This window comes from Burkholderia sp. HI2500, from assembly GCF_002223055.1.
Taxonomy (GTDB): Bacteria; Pseudomonadota; Gammaproteobacteria; order Burkholderiales; family Burkholderiaceae; genus Burkholderia.
In genome coordinates, this window is the sequence record NZ_NKFL01000004.1 from 151,150 (window position 1) to 170,193 (window position 19,044).

General features: G+C 68.4%; 19 protein-coding genes. 5 read left to right on the plus strand and 14 right to left on the minus strand.

Going from position 1 to position 19,044, the window contains the following annotated elements; translation table 11 throughout:
- The first annotated feature begins 112 nt into the window (after window positions 1–112).
- From tyrS to CFB45_RS03245, 3 genes are read left to right on the plus strand one after another with little or no spacing between them, the layout of a single operon-like run.
- Window positions 113–1,354: a tyrosine--tRNA ligase gene (gene tyrS / locus CFB45_RS03235; RefSeq protein WP_089424500.1), complete on the plus strand. Its 1,242-nt coding sequence runs from the start codon at window positions 113–115 to the stop codon at window positions 1,352–1,354.
- The gene (gene dtd / locus CFB45_RS03240) at window positions 1,351–1,809 is read left to right on the plus strand and encodes a D-aminoacyl-tRNA deacylase (RefSeq protein WP_011350959.1); all 459 of its coding nucleotides are present in this window, start codon (window positions 1,351–1,353) and stop codon (window positions 1,807–1,809) included. Before tyrS ends, dtd begins: the two co-directional genes overlap by 4 nt.
- 23 nt (window positions 1,810–1,832) lie before the next feature.
- Window positions 1,833–2,495 (plus strand): histidine phosphatase family protein, encoded by a 663-nt coding sequence (locus tag CFB45_RS03245; protein WP_089424501.1) that lies wholly within the window; start codon window positions 1,833–1,835, stop codon window positions 2,493–2,495.
- A 59-nt stretch (window positions 2,496–2,554) separates the two neighbouring features.
- On the opposite strand, the gene CFB45_RS03250 is transcribed toward CFB45_RS03245, so the two are convergent.
- The 10 genes from CFB45_RS03250 to CFB45_RS03295 all read right to left on the minus strand — a co-directional run bounded on the left by CFB45_RS03250 (window position 2,555) and on the right by CFB45_RS03295 (window position 13,114).
- Window positions 2,555–3,691, minus strand: a complete 1,137-nt coding sequence (locus CFB45_RS03250) for a ParB/Srx family N-terminal domain-containing protein (RefSeq protein WP_373452669.1) — start codon at window positions 3,689–3,691, stop codon at window positions 2,555–2,557.
- Between the two features lie 143 nt (window positions 3,692–3,834).
- A complete protein-coding gene (locus CFB45_RS03255) occupies window positions 3,835–4,788 on the minus strand; it encodes an oxygenase MpaB family protein (protein ID WP_089424502.1) in 954 nt (317 codons plus the stop codon).
- 23 nt (window positions 4,789–4,811) lie between these two features.
- On the minus strand, window positions 4,812–5,882 hold the full coding sequence (gene ruvB / locus CFB45_RS03260; RefSeq protein ID WP_089424503.1) for a Holliday junction branch migration DNA helicase RuvB: 1,071 nt from the start codon (window positions 5,880–5,882) through the stop codon (window positions 4,812–4,814).
- Window positions 5,883–6,001: 119 nt separating this feature from the next.
- Window positions 6,002–6,583, minus strand: coding sequence for a Holliday junction branch migration protein RuvA (gene ruvA / locus CFB45_RS03265; protein WP_089424504.1), 582 nt, complete (start codon window positions 6,581–6,583; stop codon window positions 6,002–6,004).
- A gap of 192 nt (window positions 6,584–6,775) precedes the next feature.
- Window positions 6,776–7,318, minus strand: coding sequence for a crossover junction endodeoxyribonuclease RuvC (ruvC, locus tag CFB45_RS03270; protein WP_089424505.1), 543 nt, complete (start codon window positions 7,316–7,318; stop codon window positions 6,776–6,778).
- 150 nt (window positions 7,319–7,468) lie between these two features.
- Window positions 7,469–9,034, minus strand: coding sequence for a bifunctional phosphoribosylaminoimidazolecarboxamide formyltransferase/IMP cyclohydrolase (gene purH / locus CFB45_RS03275; protein WP_071333925.1), 1,566 nt, complete (start codon window positions 9,032–9,034; stop codon window positions 7,469–7,471).
- Between the two features lie 44 nt (window positions 9,035–9,078).
- Window positions 9,079–9,312 carry a Fis family transcriptional regulator gene (locus tag CFB45_RS03280; RefSeq protein WP_006476892.1) on the minus strand — a complete coding sequence of 78 codons (234 nt, stop codon included), beginning with the start codon at window positions 9,310–9,312 and terminating at the stop codon, window positions 9,079–9,081.
- Window positions 9,309–10,376: a tRNA dihydrouridine synthase DusB gene (dusB, locus tag CFB45_RS03285; protein WP_006497523.1), complete on the minus strand. Its 1,068-nt coding sequence runs from the start codon at window positions 10,374–10,376 to the stop codon at window positions 9,309–9,311. Before dusB ends, CFB45_RS03280 begins: the two co-directional genes overlap by 4 nt.
- A 124-nt stretch (window positions 10,377–10,500) precedes the next feature.
- A complete protein-coding gene (locus tag CFB45_RS03290; protein ID WP_089424506.1) occupies window positions 10,501–11,688 on the minus strand; it encodes a UbiH/UbiF/VisC/COQ6 family ubiquinone biosynthesis hydroxylase in 1,188 nt (395 codons plus the stop codon).
- A gap of 40 nt (window positions 11,689–11,728) precedes the next feature.
- Window positions 11,729–13,114, minus strand: a complete 1,386-nt coding sequence (locus CFB45_RS03295) for an aminopeptidase P N-terminal domain-containing protein (protein ID WP_089424507.1) — start codon at window positions 13,112–13,114, stop codon at window positions 11,729–11,731.
- A 184-nt stretch (window positions 13,115–13,298) separates the two neighbouring features.
- Here CFB45_RS03295 and CFB45_RS03300 point away from each other — a divergent pair, with 184 nt between their 5' ends.
- Window positions 13,299–13,913 (plus strand): glutathione S-transferase family protein, encoded by a 615-nt coding sequence (locus CFB45_RS03300; RefSeq protein WP_089424508.1) that lies wholly within the window; start codon window positions 13,299–13,301, stop codon window positions 13,911–13,913.
- A 122-nt stretch (window positions 13,914–14,035) separates the two neighbouring features.
- Here the strand turns inward: CFB45_RS03300 and CFB45_RS03305 are convergent, their stop codons facing one another.
- Window positions 14,036–15,655 (minus strand): FMN-binding glutamate synthase family protein, encoded by a 1,620-nt coding sequence (locus tag CFB45_RS03305; RefSeq protein WP_089424509.1) that lies wholly within the window; start codon window positions 15,653–15,655, stop codon window positions 14,036–14,038.
- Window positions 15,656–15,845: 190 nt separating this feature from the next.
- Window positions 15,846–16,616 carry an NAD(P)H-dependent oxidoreductase gene (locus CFB45_RS03310; RefSeq protein WP_089424510.1) on the minus strand — a complete coding sequence of 257 codons (771 nt, stop codon included), beginning with the start codon at window positions 16,614–16,616 and terminating at the stop codon, window positions 15,846–15,848.
- Window positions 16,617–16,690: 74 nt separating this feature from the next.
- Between CFB45_RS03310 and CFB45_RS03315 the strand changes: the two genes are divergently transcribed.
- The gene (locus tag CFB45_RS03315; RefSeq protein ID WP_089424511.1) at window positions 16,691–17,065 is read left to right on the plus strand and encodes a winged helix-turn-helix transcriptional regulator; all 375 of its coding nucleotides are present in this window, start codon (window positions 16,691–16,693) and stop codon (window positions 17,063–17,065) included.
- Between the two features lie 63 nt (window positions 17,066–17,128).
- Here the strand turns inward: CFB45_RS03315 and mnmA are convergent, their stop codons facing one another.
- Entirely contained in the window at window positions 17,129–18,277 is a 1,149-nt protein-coding gene (gene mnmA / locus CFB45_RS03320) for a tRNA 2-thiouridine(34) synthase MnmA (RefSeq protein ID WP_089424512.1), read from the minus strand.
- Window positions 18,274–18,783 carry an NUDIX hydrolase gene (locus CFB45_RS03325; protein WP_089424513.1) on the minus strand — a complete coding sequence of 170 codons (510 nt, stop codon included), beginning with the start codon at window positions 18,781–18,783 and terminating at the stop codon, window positions 18,274–18,276. Before CFB45_RS03325 ends, mnmA begins: the two co-directional genes overlap by 4 nt.
- Window positions 18,784–19,044 lie beyond the last annotated feature (261 nt).

Sequence of the window (19,044 nt, forward strand, 5' to 3'; positions counted from 1 at the left end):
CCGGTGCCACGCGCCTTGCGCCCGATTATCCGCGCAACGTGACGCGCCGTTAAGCGATGGGCGCGCAAGTTATGGGAAAATCCCTGTTTTTGCGACATTCTTCCTGGCACCGATGAGCACCGAACCCAGTTCCAAGCCTGTTTTCCCGATCACCGACGAAGTCCGGCATGCGCTCGCCGTCACGAAGCGCGGCGTCGACGAGCTGCTGGTCGAGGAAGAGTTCGCGCAGAAGCTCGCGCGCAGCGCGGCGACGGGCACGCCGCTTCGCATCAAGCTCGGCCTCGACCCGACCGCGCCTGACATCCACATCGGCCACACGGTCGTGCTGAACAAGATGCGTCAGCTGCAGGACCTCGGCCACACGGTCATCTTCCTGATCGGCGATTTCACGTCGCTGATCGGCGACCCGTCGGGCCGCAACGCGACGCGCCCGCCGCTCACGCGCGAACAGATCGAATCGAACGCGAAGACCTACTTCGAGCAGGCCGCGCTCGTGCTCGACCGCGACAAGACCGAAATCCGCTACAACAGCGAATGGTCGATGCCGCTCGGCGCGGACGGGATGATCAAGCTCGCGTCGCGCTACACGGTCGCGCGGATCCTCGAGCGCGAGGATTTCACGAAGCGCTTCCAGGGCGGCGTGCCGATCTCGATCCACGAATTCCTGTACCCGCTGATGCAGGGCTACGACTCGGTCGCGCTGAACGCCGACCTCGAGCTCGGCGGCACCGACCAGAAATTCAACCTGCTGGTCGGCCGCGAACTGCAGAAGCAGTATGGCCAGGAACAGCAGTGCATTCTCACGATGCCGCTGCTCGAAGGCCTCGACGGCGTCGAGAAGATGTCGAAGTCGAAGGGCAACTACGTCGGCATCAGCGAGCAGCCGAACGACATGTTCGGCAAGCTGATGAGCATCTCGGACACGCTGATGTGGCGTTACTTCGAGCTGCTGTCGTTCCGTCCGATGGACGAGATCGACGGCTTCAAGCGCGAGATCGAAGGCGGCCGCAACCCGCGCGACTTCAAGGTGCTGCTCGCGCAGGAAATCGTCGCGCGCTTCCACTCGCAGGCCGACGCCGAGCGTGCGCTCGAGGACTTCAACCACCGCGCGAAGGGCGGCGTGCCGGACGACATTCCGTCGGTCACGCTCGCGGGCGCGCCGCTCGCGATCGGCCAGCTGCTGAAGCAGGCCGGCCTCGTGCCGTCGACGAGCGAGGCACTGCGCAACATCGAGCAGGGCGGCGTGAAGATCGATGGCGCGACCGTGTCGGACAAGGGCCTGAAGGTCGACGCCGGCGAGTTCGTCGTGCAGGTCGGCAAGCGCCGCTTCGCACGCGTCACGCTGACCGCATGATCGCGCTGATCCAGCGCGTGAAGCGCGCCGACGTGCGCGTCGGCGATCGCACGACGGGCGAGATCGGCGCGGGCCTGCTCGCGCTGGTCTGCGCGGAGCGCGGCGACACCGACGCAGCGGCCGACAAGCTGCTCGCGAAGATGCTCGGCTACCGCGTGTTCAGCGACGCCGCCGGCAAGATGAACCTGCCGGTGTCGAATATCGACGGCGAGGGCCGCGCAGGTGGCCTGCTGCTCGTGTCGCAGTTCACGCTGGCGGCCGATACCAACAGCGGGCTGCGTCCGAGCTTCACGCCGGCCGCGCCGCCCGACGAAGGCGCGCGGCTGTTCGACTATTTCGTGGCGGCCGCGCGGGCGCGCCATCCGGTCGTCGAGACGGGCGAGTTCGGCGCCGACATGCAGGTGTCGCTTGTCAACGACGGCCCCGTGACCTTCTGGCTGCAAGTGCGGCCCTGATTCTTCCCCGGAGACGCGCCGCGATGGCCACCACGCAGATTCTTTTCATCCGCCATGGCGAGACGGCCTGGAATCGCATCAAGCGCATCCAGGGTCATATCGACATCCCGCTGGCCGAAACGGGCCTCGAGCAGGCACAAAAGCTGGCCGCACGGCTCGCGCGCGACGCGCGTGACGGTGCACGGCTCGACGCGATCTATTCGAGCGACCTGATGCGTGCGCAGCAGACCGCGCAGCCGTTCGCCGACGCGCTCGGGCTTGCGCCGCGGCTGCGGGAAGGGCTGCGCGAACGCTCGTACGGCCAGTTTCAGGGGCACGACAGCGCCGAGATCGAGACGCTGTTCCCCGACGCGTACGCGGCCTGGCAGACGCGCGACCCCGGCTTCGCGCCGGAGGGCGGCGAGTCGCAGCGCGAGTTCTACCACCGCGTGCTGCATGCGCTCGAACCGATCGTCGCCGAGCATCCGGGAGGCCGGATCGCGTGCGTCGCGCATGGCGGCGTGCTCGACTGCGTCTATCGTTTCGCGAACGGCATCGAGCTGTCGGCGCCGCGCAATTATCAGCTGCTCAACACGAGCATCAACGTCGTCGATTACGTCGACGGCCGCGCGCAGGTCGTGCAGTGGGCCGACGTGTCGCACCTGGACGCCGCGAGCGACGACGACGGGTACCGCAAGGTGCTCTGAGCCTGCAGGCCCGTCCGGCATCGCCGGCCGGGACTTCCTTCCTGCGTGGTGCCGGCTGCTTACTGCGGCAGCGCGTGGCGCGTCTTGTAGTCGAGCGCGTACGCGATCTTGCCGGGCTTGTCCGCCGTGATCGGCTGGCGCAGCTTGTCGAATTCCCCCTTGTTGTATTTCTTGCCGCCGTTGATCGTGTCCGCGCGCCCGAGGTCGGCGCCCGTCTTGCCGTCGATCACCGGGTCCGTGGCCGCGACCATGCGCGTCGACGCATTCCAGACCGCGTTCAGGTAGCCGGTGTCGGCCTTTGCCGGATCCGGGTCAGTTGTGCCGGCGCGCGTCAGGTCATAGCCGGCGAGCGAGAACGTGCCCGGTTGCGCGCGCAGCCAGTCGGCCCAGTAGAACTCGAGATAGTCGGTGGCTTGTGCGGGCTTGCTGTAGCCGATGTCGCGCGTGAAATAGACGAGCGAGCGGTAGCGGTCATTCGTCATCCCGAGTTTCAGGCCGAGCCCGGTCGGCAGTTGCGCGGTCGTGATCGCCTTGCCGTCGCCATTCTTGAGGCGCAGATAGCCGCGGCTCTGCATCTGCTGCCAGAACGCGTCGCCCGAGTAGTCGCTGAGGTTGTCCTTGACGACGACGTGCACGTGCAGCGCCGGGCCGCCGTCGGGCGTCTCGAAGTAGGTCGACAGGCCGTGGTGGCCGTCGGTCAGGTACAGCGCATCGCCGTTCGGGCCGATCACGACCGGGTTCAGCACCGAGCGGTCGCGGGCGTTCGCGTCGGTCGTCGTGCACGTGTAGCTCGCGGGCTCGCGCAGCGTCGACCTGGCTGTGTAGCCGCTCGACGCGACGCCGCCGAGGCCCTCGTCCGCGCAGAAGTCGTCGAATTTCTTGTCGGGCTGCAGTTCGTAGCGGCCGAGCTTGTAATAGATCTGGTCGTAGCCGATCGCGCCTTGCGTCGGATGGAGGTCGCCGAGCGTCACGTCGATCAGGTCGCCCGCGCGCGCGGTCTTCCACTTGCCCGGTTGCGGCGTGACGGTGGCGGGCGGCGTAGGGGCAGGCGTGGTCGGGGTGCCGCCGGACGGCGTTTGCGCGTCCGAACGCGCGACGGCAGTGACATCGTCGCCCCCGCAGGCGGTGAGGGCGAAGACGGTGGACAGGCTGGCGGCAAGGGCGAAACGGATCGGCAGGCGTGGCATCGCGGGCATCGGGTGTCGGTCGGGTGGGCGGGACACCGCGCGGGTCACGGACAGGCGGGACGTGCGGCACGTGCGACCGTGCGCGGGTGCAAGCCCGTCAGCTTGTCACAGGTATTTGACAGTGAATTGAAATGATAAGAAGAAGCGAATCGTCAGGCAGGCGGGGTGCCGTCGGGCGGCGTCGCTGTGGCGCGGCGGCGCGCACGTTTTGACGCGCCGTTCACGAGCGCCCAGCGCAGCACGGGTGCGACGACCCGGATGCCCGGCCGGACCACCGCGCGGCGCAGCGGCGCGAACGCCGACACGCCGAGCATGCGCTGCGCCCACGGCGGCAGCAGGTCGATGCCCGCATGCATCACCAGCGACGCGGCCGGCCGCAGCGCGGGCTTCGCGACCGGCACGTTCAGCAGGATGGACATCACGTCGAACGTGCGCGGCCCGGCCTCGAGCTCGGGCTGCATGCGCGCGAGATAGGCGGCCACCTCGGCACGCGAACGGGGCACCTCGTGTGCGCCGAGCAGCTCGGCGACCAATGCCGTTTCAGCGTAGTAGCGGTCCTGCAACTCGCCCGGCAGCGCGGGATTCACATAGCGCAGGTGCGCGGCGAGGAAACTCGACACTTCCGCGACATGCACCCAGGTCAGCAACGCCGGATCGTCGGCGCGGTACGGGCGGCCGTCCGGCGCGGTGCCCGAGATGTGCGCGTGGATCGATTTCACGCGCTCGATCAGCGCGAGGGCGTCCGCGCGACTGCCGAACGTCGTACCGGTGATGAACGTGGCGGTGCGTCGCAAGCGGCCGAGGATGTCGGTGCGGAACGACGAGTGATCCCAGACGCCCGCGAGCGCGAGCGGGTGGAGCGCCTGCAGCAGCAGCGCCGCGATGCCGCCCGTCATCATCGACGTGAAGTCGGCATGCACACGCCAGCAGACGGCCTCGGGACCGAACAGCCCCGGGTCTCCCAGCGGTGAAGAGAGGTCGAGTGACGGGCCGCCGCCACCCACGGTCAGGTGCGTGACGCCGGCCACGAGCCGCTTGCGGATCGGCTCGGCCCAGCGCGGGCCCGGTGCGGGTGCGGCGGGGCGGGAGCTGGGTGGCGTCGTCATGGTGGGGCGGCTCGGGCGACGGGTTACTTCCCGTCGGGGGTATCCCACTCGCCGCGTTCGGCGCGGCCGGTGTCGGGCACGGAAAGCCCGAAGTGGCGATACGTGAGCAGCGTCGCGACGCGCCCGCGCGGCGTGCGCTGCAGGAAGCCCTGCTGGATCAGGTACGGCTCGAGTACGTCCTCGATCGTGTCGCGCTCTTCGCCGATCGCCGCCGCGAGGTTGTCGATGCCGACCGGGCCGCCGTCGAACTTGTACAGGATCGCCTCGAGCAGCTTGCGGTCCATCAGGTCGAAGCCGACCGGATCGACGTCGAGCATCGCGAGCGCGGCATCGGCGACGGCCGCGGTGATCTGGCCGTCGGCCTTCACTTCCGCGAAGTCGCGCACGCGGCGCAGCAGCCGGTTCGCGATCCGCGGCGTGCCGCGCGAACGCTTCGCGATTTCGAGCGCGCCATTCGGATCGATCTGCGCGTTCAGCAGCGACGCCGAGCGCCGCACGATGCGCGACAGTTGATCGGCATCGTAGAACTCGAGGCGTGCGACGATCCCGAAACGATCGCGCAGCGGGTTGGTCAGCATCCCGGCGCGGGTGGTGGCACCGACCAGCGTGAACGGCTGCAGGTCGAGCTTCACGCTGCGCGCGGCCGGGCCTTCGCCGATCATGATGTCGATCTGGTAATCCTCGAGTGCCGGATACAGGATTTCCTCGACGACCGGCGACAGCCGGTGGATCTCGTCGATGAACAGCACGTCGTTCGCTTCGAGGTTCGTCAGCAGCGCGGCGAGATCGCCCGCGCGCTCGAGCACGGGGCCCGACGTCTGGCGCAGGTTCACGCCCATCTCCCGCGCGATGATGTGTGCGAGCGTCGTCTTGCCGAGGCCCGGCGGCCCGAACAGCAGCACGTGGTCGAGCGGCTCGGAGCGGCGCTTGGCGGCTTCGATGAAGATCTCGAGCTGGCCGCGCACCTTTTCCTGGCCGACGTAGTCGTCGAGCTGGCGCGGCCGCAGCGCACGTTCGAACACCTCCTCGTGCGACGAGGCGGGCGTGGCGGCGATGATCCGCTGCTCGGTGGCGAGTTTGTCGGTTTCAATCATGCGGCCATTGTACCGCGCGCCGCAGTCCCGCCCACCTGACCGAACGGCCGACTGGCGAGCGTTGCGCGGCTGCGCGACACTGGCTTCAACGCACCGCTCGGCAGCGCGTCACGCGGGCGTTAGACCTTCGACAGCGCCTTCAACGCGAGCTTGATGCCTTCGGATACGCCGGTGCCGGCCGGCACGTTCTTGATCGCGGCGAGGCCTTCCTTTTCGGAATAGCCGAGCGCGAGCAGCGCGTTGAGGATGTCGGTCGCGTGGTCGGACGGCGAGGCGGCGCCGGCGAGCGCGCCGAGATCGGCGCCGAGCTTGCCCTTCAGTTCGAGCAGCAGGCGTTCGGCCGTCTTCTTGCCGATGCCGGGCAGGCGCGTGAGGCGCGCGGCGTCCTGCATCGTCACGGCCTGCGCGAGTTCCTGCACGCTCATGCCGGACAGCACGGCGAGCGCCATGCGCGCGCCGATGCCGGTGATCTTCAGCAGCTCGCGGAAGGTCGTGCGCTCCTGCGGCGTCAGGAAGCCGTACAGCAGGTGCGCGTCCTCGCGGACGATCTGCTGCGTGAGCAGCACGACGCGCTCGCCGGTTTGCGGCAGGTTGTAGAAGGTGCTCATCGGCACGTCGATCTCGTAGCCGACGCCGTTGCAGTCGACGAGCAGGTGGGGCGGGTTCTTTTCGACCAGGATGCCGGCGATGCGACCGATCATGGATGGCTTGATGCGAGGAAGAAAGCGCGAGTGTAGCGCACGTGCGGCGCGATGCCGATGGGCGCGGCCGTCAGGCCGAAGCGGCGCATGTCGCGGGCGTGCCGCGTGCGGGTAAAACGGTCAAGGTGGCCGGCGCAGCCAAAGGGGGCAACGCAGTCGAGCCGACGTGCCGGGTCGCGATGCGCGCCGCCGTCAGCCGACCAGCCGCCCGCGCCGCACGCGCAGCCCTTTCTTCGCGAGCGCCGGCGCGAGGCCGCCGAGCGTGTTGAGCGTATCGCCGCCGTGCGCGTGGCAGATCGCCATGCCGAGCGCGTCGGCCGCGTCGGAACCCGGTTGGCCGGAGAGGTTGAGCAGCCGCGTGACCATTTCCTGCATCTGCGTCTTGGTCGCGCGGCCGTAGCCGACCACGGCCTGCTTGAGCTGCAGCGCCGTGTATTCGGCGACGGGCAGGCCGCCCGCGACGAGGCCGCAGATCGCGGCGCCGCGCGCCTGGCCGAGCAGCAGCGTCGACTGCGGGTTCACGTTGACGAACACCTTTTCGATCGCGGCCTGGTCGGGGGCGTGCTCGCGCACGATGGTCGAGACGCCCTGGAAGATCGTGCCGAGCCGGGTGGCCAGGTCGGCCGTCGGCGTGCGGATTACGCCGCTCGTGACATACGCGAGCCGGTGGCCGCTGACGTCGATGACGCCGAAGCCGGTGACGCGCAGGCCGGGGTCGATGCCGAGAATTCGCATGAGTGAGGAGAATGGCGTGATGCAGCGATACTACAACGATTGGTGCGGCAAGCCGGTCGCCGGTCGTGCGCGAAGGTGCCGCGCAATAAAAAACCCGGCGGGTGTGATGCCGCCGGGTCGTCGTGCGGCGGCCGCGCGGGCCGCATGCGATCAGTGACGGAAGTGGCGCACGCCCGTCAGGACCATCGCGATGCCGTGCTCGTCGGCCGCCGCGATCACTTCGTCGTCGCGCATCGAGCCGCCCGGCTGGATCACGCAGGTCGCGCCGGCTGCCACGACGACGTCGAGGCCGTCGCGGAACGGGAAGAACGCATCCGATGCGACTGCCGAACCGGCCAGCGTCAGGCCGGCGTTCTGCGCCTTGATGCTCGCGATGCGCGCGGAATCGACGCGGCTCATCTGGCCTGCGCCGACGCCGAGCGTCATGCCGTTGCCGCAGAACACGATCGCGTTCGACTTCACGTACTTCGCGACGCGCCATGCGAACAGCAGGTCGTCCATTTCCTTCGCGGTGGGCTGGCGCTTCGTGACGACGCGCAGCTCGCTCGGTTGCACGTTGCGCGAATCGAGCGACTGCACGAGCAGGCCGCCGCCCACGCGCTTCAGGTCGAATGCGTTATGGCCGTCGCCGAGTGCGATCTCGAGCAGGCGCACGTTCTGCTTAGCGGCGAACACCTGCTTCGCGGCGTCGGAGAACGACGGTGCGATCAGCACTTCGACGAACTGCTTCGCGACGGCCTGGGCAGCCGCTTCGTCGACTTCGCGGTTGAACGCGATGATGCCGCCGAATGCCGACGTCGGGTCGGTCTGGAATGCCTTCGCATATGCGTCGGCCGAATCGTTGCCGACTGCGACGCCGCACGGGTTCGCGTGCTTGATGATCACGCAGGCCGGCGCGTCGAACGTCTTCACGCATTCCCACGCCGCGTCGGAGTCGGCGATGTTGTTGTACGACAGTTCCTTGCCCTGCAGCTGGCGGTAGTTCGCCAGCGCGCCGGCCGGCGTCGCGAGGTCGCGGTAGAACGCGGCGCTCTGGTGCGGGTTCTCGCCGTAGCGCAGGTCCTGCACCTTGTCGAACGCCAGGTTCAGCGTGGCCGGGTACGCGCTGCGCGACGCGTGCTTCAGCTCGTCGGTCAGGCTCGTCAGGTAGTTCGTGATCGCGCCGTCGTATTGCGCGGTGTGCGCGAACACCTTCGTCGCAAGGCGGAAGTTGGTCGCGTAGCCGACCGCGTTGCCGTTCGCCTTCATTTCATCGAGCACGACCGCGTAGTCGGCCGGATCGACGACGACCGTCACGTCGCGGTGGTTCTTCGCGGCCGAGCGCAGCATCGTCGGGCCGCCGATGTCGATGTTCTCGATCGCGTCGGCGAGCGTGCAGTCGTCCTTCGCGATCGTCGCGACGAACGGGTACAGGTTCACGACGAGCAGGTCGATCGTCGGGATGCCGTGCTGTTCCAGCGCCTGCATGTGCTCGGGCAGGTCGCGGCGGGCGAGGATGCCGCCGTGCACCTTCGGGTGGAGCGTCTTCACGCGCCCATCGAGCATTTCCGGGAAGCCCGTGTAATCAGCCACTTCGGTCACGGGCAGGCCGGCGTCGGCGAGGAGTTTCGCGGTGCCGCCCGTCGACAGCAGCTTGACGCCGAGGTCGGACAGCGACTTCGCGAAGTCGACGATGCCGGTCTTGTCGGAAACGGAAATGAGCGCTTGCTTGATCATGATGGAACCACCAATAGCCAGGGAAACGGGGACGGGACGGCCGCCTACAGCAGGCCGTGCTGCTGCAGCTTCTTGCGCAGCGTATTGCGATTGATGCCGAGGTACTCCGCGGCGAGCGACTGGTTGCCGCCGGCCTGTACGAGCACGACCTCGAGCATCGGCTTTTCGACGCAGGACATCACCATTTCATAGACGTCGTGCGGATTGGAGCCGTCTAGATCCCGGAAATACACGTCCAGGCTCTCGCGGACACATTGTTCGATGTTGTGCTTGCTCATGCTGCTAACTGGTTATGGTCGTCCGACTCGCCCTGGCCGTTTTCCTCTTCGTCATCGACGTAGACGAGGTGGTCCGACAGCGCCTTTTGCGCCTCGAAGAATGCATTGACGGCGGCGAGCTGCTCGCGGGTGGAATCGAGCGTGTTCATCCTGTGCCGGAACCCGTTGGCACCGGAAAGGCCGCGAGTGTACCAGCCGATGTGCTTGCGCGCAGTACGGACTCCCGTGAATTCACCATAGAAAGCGTAGTGGTCTTCCAGGTGTTCGTTCATCACGTGCTGGATCTCGTCGATCCGCGGCGGGGGCAGCAGCTCGCCGGTTTGCAGGAAATGATCGATTTCGCGGAACAGCCACGGCCGACCTTGCGCGGCACGACCGATCATCAGGGCGTCGGCGCCGGTGGCGTCGAGCACGGCCTTCGCCTTCGCGGGCGACGTGATGTCGCCGTTCGCGACCACCGGAATCCGCACGGCCGCCTTCACGGCGGCGATGGTGTCGTATTCGGCGTCGCCGCGGTACAGGTCGGCGCGCGTGCGGCCGTGCACGGTGAGCATCGAGATGCCGGCGGCTTCGGCCAGGCGCGCAACCGTGATCGCGTTCTTGTGCTCGCGATCCCAGCCGGTGCGGATCTTCAGCGTGACGGGCACCGCATCGGGCCCCGTGCCGACCGCCGCGACGACGGCCTCGACGATGCGCTGCACGAGCGGCTCGTTCTGCAGCAGCGCGGAGCCGGCCGCGACGTTGCAGACCTTCTTCGCCGGGCAGCCCATGTTGATATCGATGATCTGCGCGCCGTTGTCGACGTTGTAGCGGGCCGCTTCGGCCATCATCGCCGGATCGGCGCCGGCGATCTGGACCGCAATCGGTTCCACCTCGCCTTCGTGGTTCGCGCGCCGCATCGTCTTCGCGCTTTTCCACAGCTGCGCGTTGGACGCGACCATCTCGGACACGGCGTAACCGGCTCCCAGCCGCTTGCAGAGCTGGCGGAACGGACGATCCGTCACGCCGGCCATCGGGGCGACGAACAGGTTGTTACGCAATACGTGAGGGCCGATAACGGGCATCGCAATGGCACCGCCCGCGGCGGGCGCGGGCAGGGAAAGGGCAGACGGAAACGCGCATTTTACCGTATTCCCATGCCCCGCCGATTTGACCCGGTTTGAGCGGCGCGACTGTGCGCGCCGCGGGTCAGTTGCGCTGGCCGAACATCATCTGTCGCGCGATCACCTTCTTGAGCGGCGGCACGAACTCGAGCGCGGTGAGTGCCGCGCCGCGCAGCAGCGGGAGCGGGCCCGAGTCGATCGTGAACAGGCGTGCCAGCGTGTCGGTCGCGCCGATCGTGAAGCGCCGGTCGAGTGCGCGGCGCGCGTTGAAGGTGGCGAGCGCGGTGGCCTCGAAGCCTTGCGCGGACAGCGTATCGACGAGCGTATGCGCATCGCGCAGCCCGAGGTTGAGCCCCTGGCCCGCGACGGGGTGCAGGGTCTGCGCGGCATTGCCGACGATCGCGACGCGGCCGTTGACGAGCGTCTGCGCGGCGGTCAGGCCGAGCGGGAACGATGCGCGCCCCGCGATCGCGACGAAGTCGCCCATGCGTTCGCCGAATGCGCGGCCGAGCTCGCGCAGGAACGCATCGTCGGGCAGCGCGGCGCGCCGCGCTGCTTCGTCGGGCGTGCAGCACCAGACGAGCGCGTACTCGGCCTGGCGCGGCCCGCCGAGCGGCAGCAGCGCGAGCGGGCCTTCGTGCGTGAAGCGTTCCCACGCGACGTTCGGGCGCGGCGCAGATACCGTGACCGTGCCGACGATCGCGGTCTGCCCGTAGTCGCGGCGATGTTTGCCGGCGTCGGCCTGCTGTTCGTGGAACAGCCCGCCTTCGGCATTGATGACGACGCGTGCGCGCAGCGTGCGCTCGCCCTGCGGGCCGTCGAGCGTCAGCGTGACGTCGTCGGCATCCTGCTGCGGCGCGCGCGCGGTGGTCGACGTGAGCCAGTCGACGCGCGTGCCGCGCACGGCGCCCGCGAGCGCCTGCACGAGCGAGCCGTAGCGCACGACGTAGCCGAGCGCGGCGACGTCGTGCTCGTCGCGGTCGATCAGCGTGCGGCCGAAATGGCCGCGCTGCGACACGTGGATATGTTCGATCGGCGTCGCGTCGGCGGGCCACGCGAGCGTGTCGAGCAGCACGCGGCTGCCGTGCGACACGGCGATCGCGCGCGGATCGTTCGCGCTGGCGGCCGGTTCGCGTGCATCGATCAGTGCGATCGATGCGTGCTGCGTGGCGCTGCGGCGCGCGAGCCAGCCGGCGAGCGCGAGCCCGACGGGGCCCGCGCCGACGATGGCGAGATCGTAGTCCGGCGTGGCCGGGGAGGAGGCGGTCGTCATCTTGATTCGTGAAACGGAGGTAACGGTCGGCGGCGGCCGGTCATGCGCCCGCGCGCATCAGCGCTTCGATCTCGTCCGCCGCGACGGGCACGCCGCGCGTGATCAGCTCGCAGCCGTGCTCGCGCACGATCGCGTCGTCCTCGATGCGGATGCCGATGTTCCAGTACTCGGGCGGCACGTCGTCGGCGGCGCGCACGTACAGGCCGGGCTCGATCGTCAGCGTCATGCCGGCTTTCAGCGTGCGCCACGGCAGCGCGCCGTTGCCGTCACGCTCGGCGAGCCGCTCGCGGTAGTCGCCGCAATCGTGCACGTCCATGCCGATCCAGTGGCCGGTGCGATGCATGTAGAAGCGTGCGTAGGCGCGCTCGGCGATCACGTCGTCGACGTTCGAGAAGCGCGATTTCGGGATGATGCCGGTGTCGAGCAGCCCCTGCGCGAGCACGCGCACGGCGGCGTCGTGCGGCGCCTCGAACGGCACGCCGGCGCGCGTCGCGTCGATCGCGGCCTGCTGCGCGGCGAGCACGATGTCGTACAGCGTGCGTTGCGCGGGCGAGAAGCGCCCGTTGGCCGGGAACGTGCGCGTGATGTCCGACGCGTAGCCGTCGAGTTCGCACGCGGCGTCGATCAGGATCAGGTCGCCATCTTGTGCGGTTGCGTTGCCGGCCGGGTAGTGCAGCACGCACGCGTTCGCGCCGGCCGCGACGATCGAGCCGTACGCGGGCGACTGCGCGCCGTGCTTGCGGAACACATACAGCAGCTCGGCCTCGAGTTCGTATTCGCGGATGCCGGGGCGGCACGCCTGCATCGCGCGGCGGTGCGCAAGGGCGGAGATGTGCGCGGCGCGCATCATGATCGCGAGTTCGTGCTCGTCCTTCACGAGCCGCATGTCGTCGAGCAGCGGCGTGAGGTCGAGCATCGCGTCCGGCGCGGCGACACCCGTGCGCGCCAGCGCGCGCACCGCGTCGACCCAGCCCGCGAGCCGGCGCTCGAAGTCGGCCGATGCACCGAACCGGTAGTGCACGGTGCCCGCGTCGGCGAGCAGGCGCGGCATCTCGGTATCGATCACGTCGACCGCGAACGCCGCGTCGAAGCCGAACGCATCGCGCGCGGCTTCGGGCCCGTAATGGAAGCCTTCCCAGATTTCGCGGTCGGCGTTCTTGGCGCGGCAGAACAGGATCGACTCCGGCGCGCCGTGCGGCGCGGCCGCGTTCAGCACGAGCACGGCATCCGGCTCGCTGAAGCCTGTCAGGTAGTGGAAGTAGCTGTCGAACCGGTACGGATAGTCCGTATCGCGATTGCGCGGCACTTCGGGCGCGGTGGGGACGATGGCGACGCCGCCGCCGGCGGCACGCAGTGCGGCAAGCACGCGTTCACGGCGCTGGCGGTAGACGTCGACGGCGATGGCGGTATCGAGGGGCGCGTTCATTCGTGCGATTGTAGCGCCGCGGGACGCCGTGCGTGAGAGAGGGGGCGGGAAGCCGCCCTGGAAGGCCCGCGCGGCGGTTGTTGCAAACCATCCACAGGCCGTCCGGGCGATTTTCTGTCGCGCGACGCTGGCCGGTTATGATCGGCGACAACGTATACTCTCGGCGGTTCCCTTAAAAAGGCAGATGATGAAATTAATCGGTTCGCTCAGCAGCCCGTACGTCCGCAAGGCGCGGATCGTGCTGGCTGAAAAGAAGATCGACTACAAGCTGGAGCTCGAGAACGTGTGGGCGCCGGAGACGGATATTCATGCCTCGAATCCGCTCGGCAAGGTCCCGTGCCTCGTGATGGAGGATGGTGCCGCGGTGTTTGATTCCCGCGTGATCTGCGAATACGTCGATACGTTGTCGCCGGTCGGCAAGCTGATTCCGCCGTCGGGCCGCGAGCGCCTCGAGGTGCGGTGCTGGGAAGCGTTGGGCGACGGCGTGATCGACGCGGCGGTCGCGATTCGCGTCGAACATACGATGCGCGACGAGGTGCAGCGCAGCGCGAGCTGGATCGCGCGCCAGCAACGCAAGATCGACGACGGCCTCGTCGCGATGTCGCAGGGCCTCGGCGGCAAGACGTGGTGTGTCGGTAATCATTACACGCTCGCCGACATCGCACTCGGCTGCGCGCTCGGCTATCTCGACTTCCGGATGCCCGAGCTCAACTGGCGCGATCGCCACCCGAACCTCGACAAGCACTTCGCGAAGCTGCTGCAGCGGCCGTCGTTCGCCGACACGCTGCCGCAGAGCTGAGCCGCACGCGACGCATTCACGCGCTTCACGCGTTTCACGCCATTCGGCAGACAAAAGAAAAGCGCCCCGCGGGGCGCTTTTCTTTTTGCCGGGCCGCCCCGCGGCGGGGGCGGTCGCCCGCGTCATTCGATCGATGCGTACACGGCTTCGCCGAGCGTGAACGAATCGCTGCGCGCAATCGGCCACCACTTGTCGTACAGCGTAAAGCCGCAGGTGTTGCCGTCGAGCAGCGCACCGGGTTTCAGGTACTTCAGCAACTGCGACATCAGCCGCACTTCATGCGGCGCGACCCGCTGCACGATGTGATGTGCGCGCAGCTCGGACGGGTGCGCGAGGCCGGCCGCCTGCACGAGTTCCTGCAACGCATGCAGCGTATTGCGGTGGAAGTTGTACACGCGCTCGGCCTTGTCGGGCACGACGAGCGCGCGCTGGCGCACCGGGTCCTGGGTCGCGACGCCGGTCGGGCAGCGATCGGTGTGGCAGTGCTGCGCCTGGATACAGCCGACCGCGAACATGAAGCCGCGCGCCGAGTTCACCCAGTCCGCGCCGATCGCGAGCGTACGCGCGATGTCGAACGCGGTGATGATCTTGCCGCTCGCGCCGAGCTTCACGCGATCGCGCACGCCGATCCCGACGAGCGTGTTGTGCACGAGCAGCAGCCCTTCCTGCAGCGGCACGCCGACGTGGTCGGTGAATTCGAGCGGCGCCGCGCCCGTGCCGCCTTCCGCGCCGTCGACGACGATGAAGTCCGGCACGATGCCGGTCTCGAGCATCGCCTTCGCGATCCCGAAGAATTCCCACGGATGGCCGATGCACAGCTTGAAGCCGGTCGGCTTGCCGCCCGACAGCGTGCGCAGCCGGTCGACGAATTCGAGCAGCCCGCGCGGCGTCGAGAACTCCGAGTGCGTCGCCGGCGAGATGCAGTCCTTGCCCATCGGCACGCCGCGCGTCTCGGCGATTTCCGGCGTGATCTTCGCGGCCGGCAGCACGCCGCCGTGGCCGGGCTTCGCACCCTGCGACAGCTTCACCTCGATCATCTTGACCTGCGGATCGGCGGCCTGCTTCGCGAACTTGTCGGGGTTGAAGGTGCCGTCGTCGTTGCGGCAGCCGAAGTAGCCGGACGCGATTTCCCAGATGATGTCGCCGCCGTTTTCGCGGTGGTACTTCGACAGCGAGCCTTCGCCCGTGTCGTGCGCGAAACCGCCTTTCTTCGCACCGAGGTTCAGCGAGCGGATCGCGTTCGCGGACAGCGAGCCGAAGCTCATCGCCGAGATGTTGAAGATCGAAATGTCATACGGTTGCGCGCGGTTCGCGCCGACGCGGATGCGGAAATCGTGGTTCGGCAGCTTCGTCGGCGCGAGCGAATGGCTGATCCATTCGTGCGCGACGGCCTTCACGTTCAGCTCGGTGCCGTACGGACGATTGTCGGCGACGTTCTTCGCGCGCTGGTAGACGAGGCTGCGCTGCGCACGCGAGAACGGCTTTTCGTCGGTGTCGTCCTCGACGAAATACTGGCGGATTTCAGGTCGGATGAATTCGAACAGGAAGCGGAAGTGGCCCCAGAGCGGGTAGTTGCGCAGGATCGCGTGGCGGTCCTGCTTCAGGTCGTACAGGCCGAGCGCGACGAGCGCGGCCGGGATCACGAGCCACAGCCACGCGATCGTGTGCCGGGCGGCGAGCGCCGCGACGGCCACGAACAGCAGGACCGCGCACCACATCGCGATATAGCGTCGGGAAAACATGGGGACTCCATCGTAATTGTCTGGATGGCCGTCACGTCGCCAGGATCGCGCGGCGGCCGGCAGGTCGGCGCCCGAGGCATCGCGCAGGCCCGGCGGGCATGGTGCCCGTGCCGTACCCGCCGCCGCCGGCGCCCACGATGGTCGAGAGTCTACTACGGGTGTCGTGAAGCTCGCGTTGCCGAGCCGGCGGCTACCGGCCGGCCTCGGTCGGGCGGATGAACGGGCTGTACGCCAGGGTGCCGGGTTTCAGCCTGGCGTCGTCGTCGAAGTCCTCGTCGCGGTTGAACGGCACGCGCGGCCATGCGGGCCAGTCGCGCAGCCGCGCGCGGTAGTCGACGAGGCAGCGTGCGAGGCGCGCGTCCTGTCGTCGCGCGGCGTCGCCTGCCAGGCCGCCGCGGACGTCGTGGACCAGGTGCGGTTCGAGCACGTCGAAGCCGACGTAGCGCAGCGCGTACATGATCGGCCACAGCAGCAGGCGGGTATCGCCTTCACGGCCATCGGACGCGCAGGCGGCGGCCGACGAGCCGGTCGTGACGCTCAGCAACGCGCGCCGCCCTTGCAGCACGCCGCGATCGTGGCGCTGCCGGCTGCTGTAAAGGCCGCCGTAGACGAACACGCGATCCATCCAGCCCTTCAGGATCGCGGGCGCGCCGAACCACCACAGCGGGAACTGCAGGATCAGCGCATCGGCTTGCTTCAGCAGGCCGACATGATGCGCGATCTCGGGCGCGAGCGTGCCGCGTTCCCAGTGATGGCGCTGCTCGCGCTGCGCGTCGAAGCAGGTGGGGTCGAGCCGATCCGCGTAATGGCGCGGTGCCTCGCACGGGTCGAACGTCTCGCCATACAGGTTCGCGACCGTCACGGCATGGCCGCCCGCGCGCCAGGCGTCGGCCGCCGTGCCGGCGAGGGTGGCGTTGAACGACTGCGGTTCGGGATGGGCAACGACGATCAGCGCATGCATGGCGGGCTCCGTGAGTGTGCGACGATGATGGCCGGCGGCGGTGGGGCCGCGCAATCACGCACCCGGAGGTAACCATGGCATTTCCCGGCGACGTCTACGCGGCGGACTGCTCAGCGCGCGATGCGCTCGCGCTGGTCGCCGGCAAGTGGTCGCTGCTGATCCTGCCGGCGCTGGCCGAGCGGCCGCTGCGCAATGGCGAGCTGCTCAAGCGTATCGGCGGGATTTCCCAGAAGGTGTTGACGCAGACGCTGCGCGAGCTGGAGCGCAACGGGCTGATCGAACGCATCGCGGTGGCCGCGCGGCGCGCACACGTCGAATACCGGTTGACGGCGGTGGCGGGGTCGCTCGTGGAGACGCTCGTGGCGCTCGACCGCTGGGCCGAGCGCCATTTTCCCGAGCTGGACGCGGCGCGCGAGCGCTACGACGCGTCGGTGCGGAACATGCGGTGAGTGGCGCGGCCGCTTCCGGCCTGCTGCCGCTTGCGCGGCGCCGGCGCCGGCGCCGGCGGCGCGTCAGCGGGCGAGCGCGAGGGCCGGTGCTGCGTTCGCCTGCGTGTTGCCGGACAGCGCGGATTCGATGATCCCGCCGCCGAGGCAGATCTCGCCGTCGTACAGCACGGCCGACTGCCCGGGCGTGACGGCCCACTGCGCGTCGTCGAACGCGAGCGAGAAGCGCGCCTCGCCTGCCGGGCCGGGCGTGGCGGCGCCGAATGCGCACGCCGCGTCGGCCTGCCGGTAGCGCGTCTTCGCCCCGCACGCGAAACCTTCGGCCGGCGGTTCGCCGGCGACCCAGCTCACGTTGCCCGCGACCAGCTCGCGCGCCAGCAGCCACGGATGATCGTGGCCCTGCACGACGTACAGCGTGTTCGACGCGATGTCCTTCGCGGCGACGAACCACGGATCGCCGTTGCCGGTCTTGCTGCCGCCGAGGCCGATGCCCTTGCGCTGGCCGAACGTGTAGAACGCGAGACCGATGTGCTCGCCGACGACCTTGCCGTCCGGCGTCTTCATCGGGCCGGGTTGGGTCGGCAGATAGCGGTTCAGGAAATCGCGGAACGGCCGTTCGCCGATGAAGCAGATGCCGGTCGAATCCTTCTTCTTCGCGTTCGGCAGCCCGATCTGCGCGGCGATCTCGCGCACCTTCGTCTTCGGGATCTCACCGAGCGGGAACATCGTCTTCGACAACTGCGCCTGGTTCAGCCGGTGCAGGAAGTACGACTGGTCTTTCGTATGATCGAAGGCCTTCAGCAGTTCGAAACGCCCGTCACGCTCGCGCACGCGCGCATAGTGGCCGGTCGCGATCATTTCCGCGTCGAGCGACATCGCGTGATCGAGGAACGCCTTGAACTTGATCTCGGCGTTGCACAGCACGTCGGGGTTCGGCGTGCGGCCGGCCGAATATTCGCGCAGGAATTCGGCGAACACGCGGTCCTTGTATTCGGCCGCGAAGTTGACGGCTTCCACGTCGATGCCGATCAGATCGGCCACCGACACGACGTCGATCCAGTCCTGGCGCGTCGAGCAGTATTCGCCGTCGTCGTCGTCTTCCCAGTTCTTCATGAACAGGCCGACCACGTCGTAACCCTGCTCCTTCAGCAGCCAAGCGGTCACCGACGAATCGACGCCGCCCGACATGCCCACCACTACACGGCGCTTGCTCATTTGTTGACCGCCTGACGTTCGAATGCTTCGGGGCGCGGCGCGACCGAATGCGTGTGCACGAAATCGAGCGGAATGCGCCGCCCGGCGAGGTAATCGTCGACGCAGCGCATCACCGCGGGCGAGCGATGGCGCTCGCCGCACGCGCGCAGCTCGTCGGCGGTCATCCACAGCGTGCGGACGATGCCGTCGTCGAGCGCGTGGCCCGCGATCGGCTCGCTGGCCGTGCCGCAGAACGTGAAGCGCAGGTAGGTCGCGCCGGCGGTGCCGGGGCGGTCGTAGTGCGCGAGATAGACGCCGACGAGCGCGTCGGGCGTGAACGGGTGCGCGGTTTCCTCGAGCGTTTCTCGGATCACGGCGTCGGCCAGCGTTTCGCCGGCTTCGAGATGGCCTGCCGGCTGGTTGATGCGCAGGCCCGACGAGGTTTCTTCCTCGATCATGAGAAAGCGGCCGGCGTGCTCGACGAGCGCGGCGACCGTCACATGCGGGGTCCAGATTTCGGGTTTCATGGTTCGGCATTTTACCGGTTGCGCCCGAACGCTGCCGGTCACCTCGCTAAACGAATCCGACCCTCGCAATTCGTCTGTCCTGCCGATGCGCGGCGACGCCGGCCGGGCTGGCGCGCCATCAGGCGCGCCCGTGCGGAGCTGCTGGTACGGCCCTCGCTTTCGCCTAAAGTGGAAGGTGAGTGTCGTCGCTCGTGAGCCGGTAGTCAGCCTGCCGGCTCGTTGCGCAGTAGAAAACGCAGGAAACGAAACACTGACGATGAC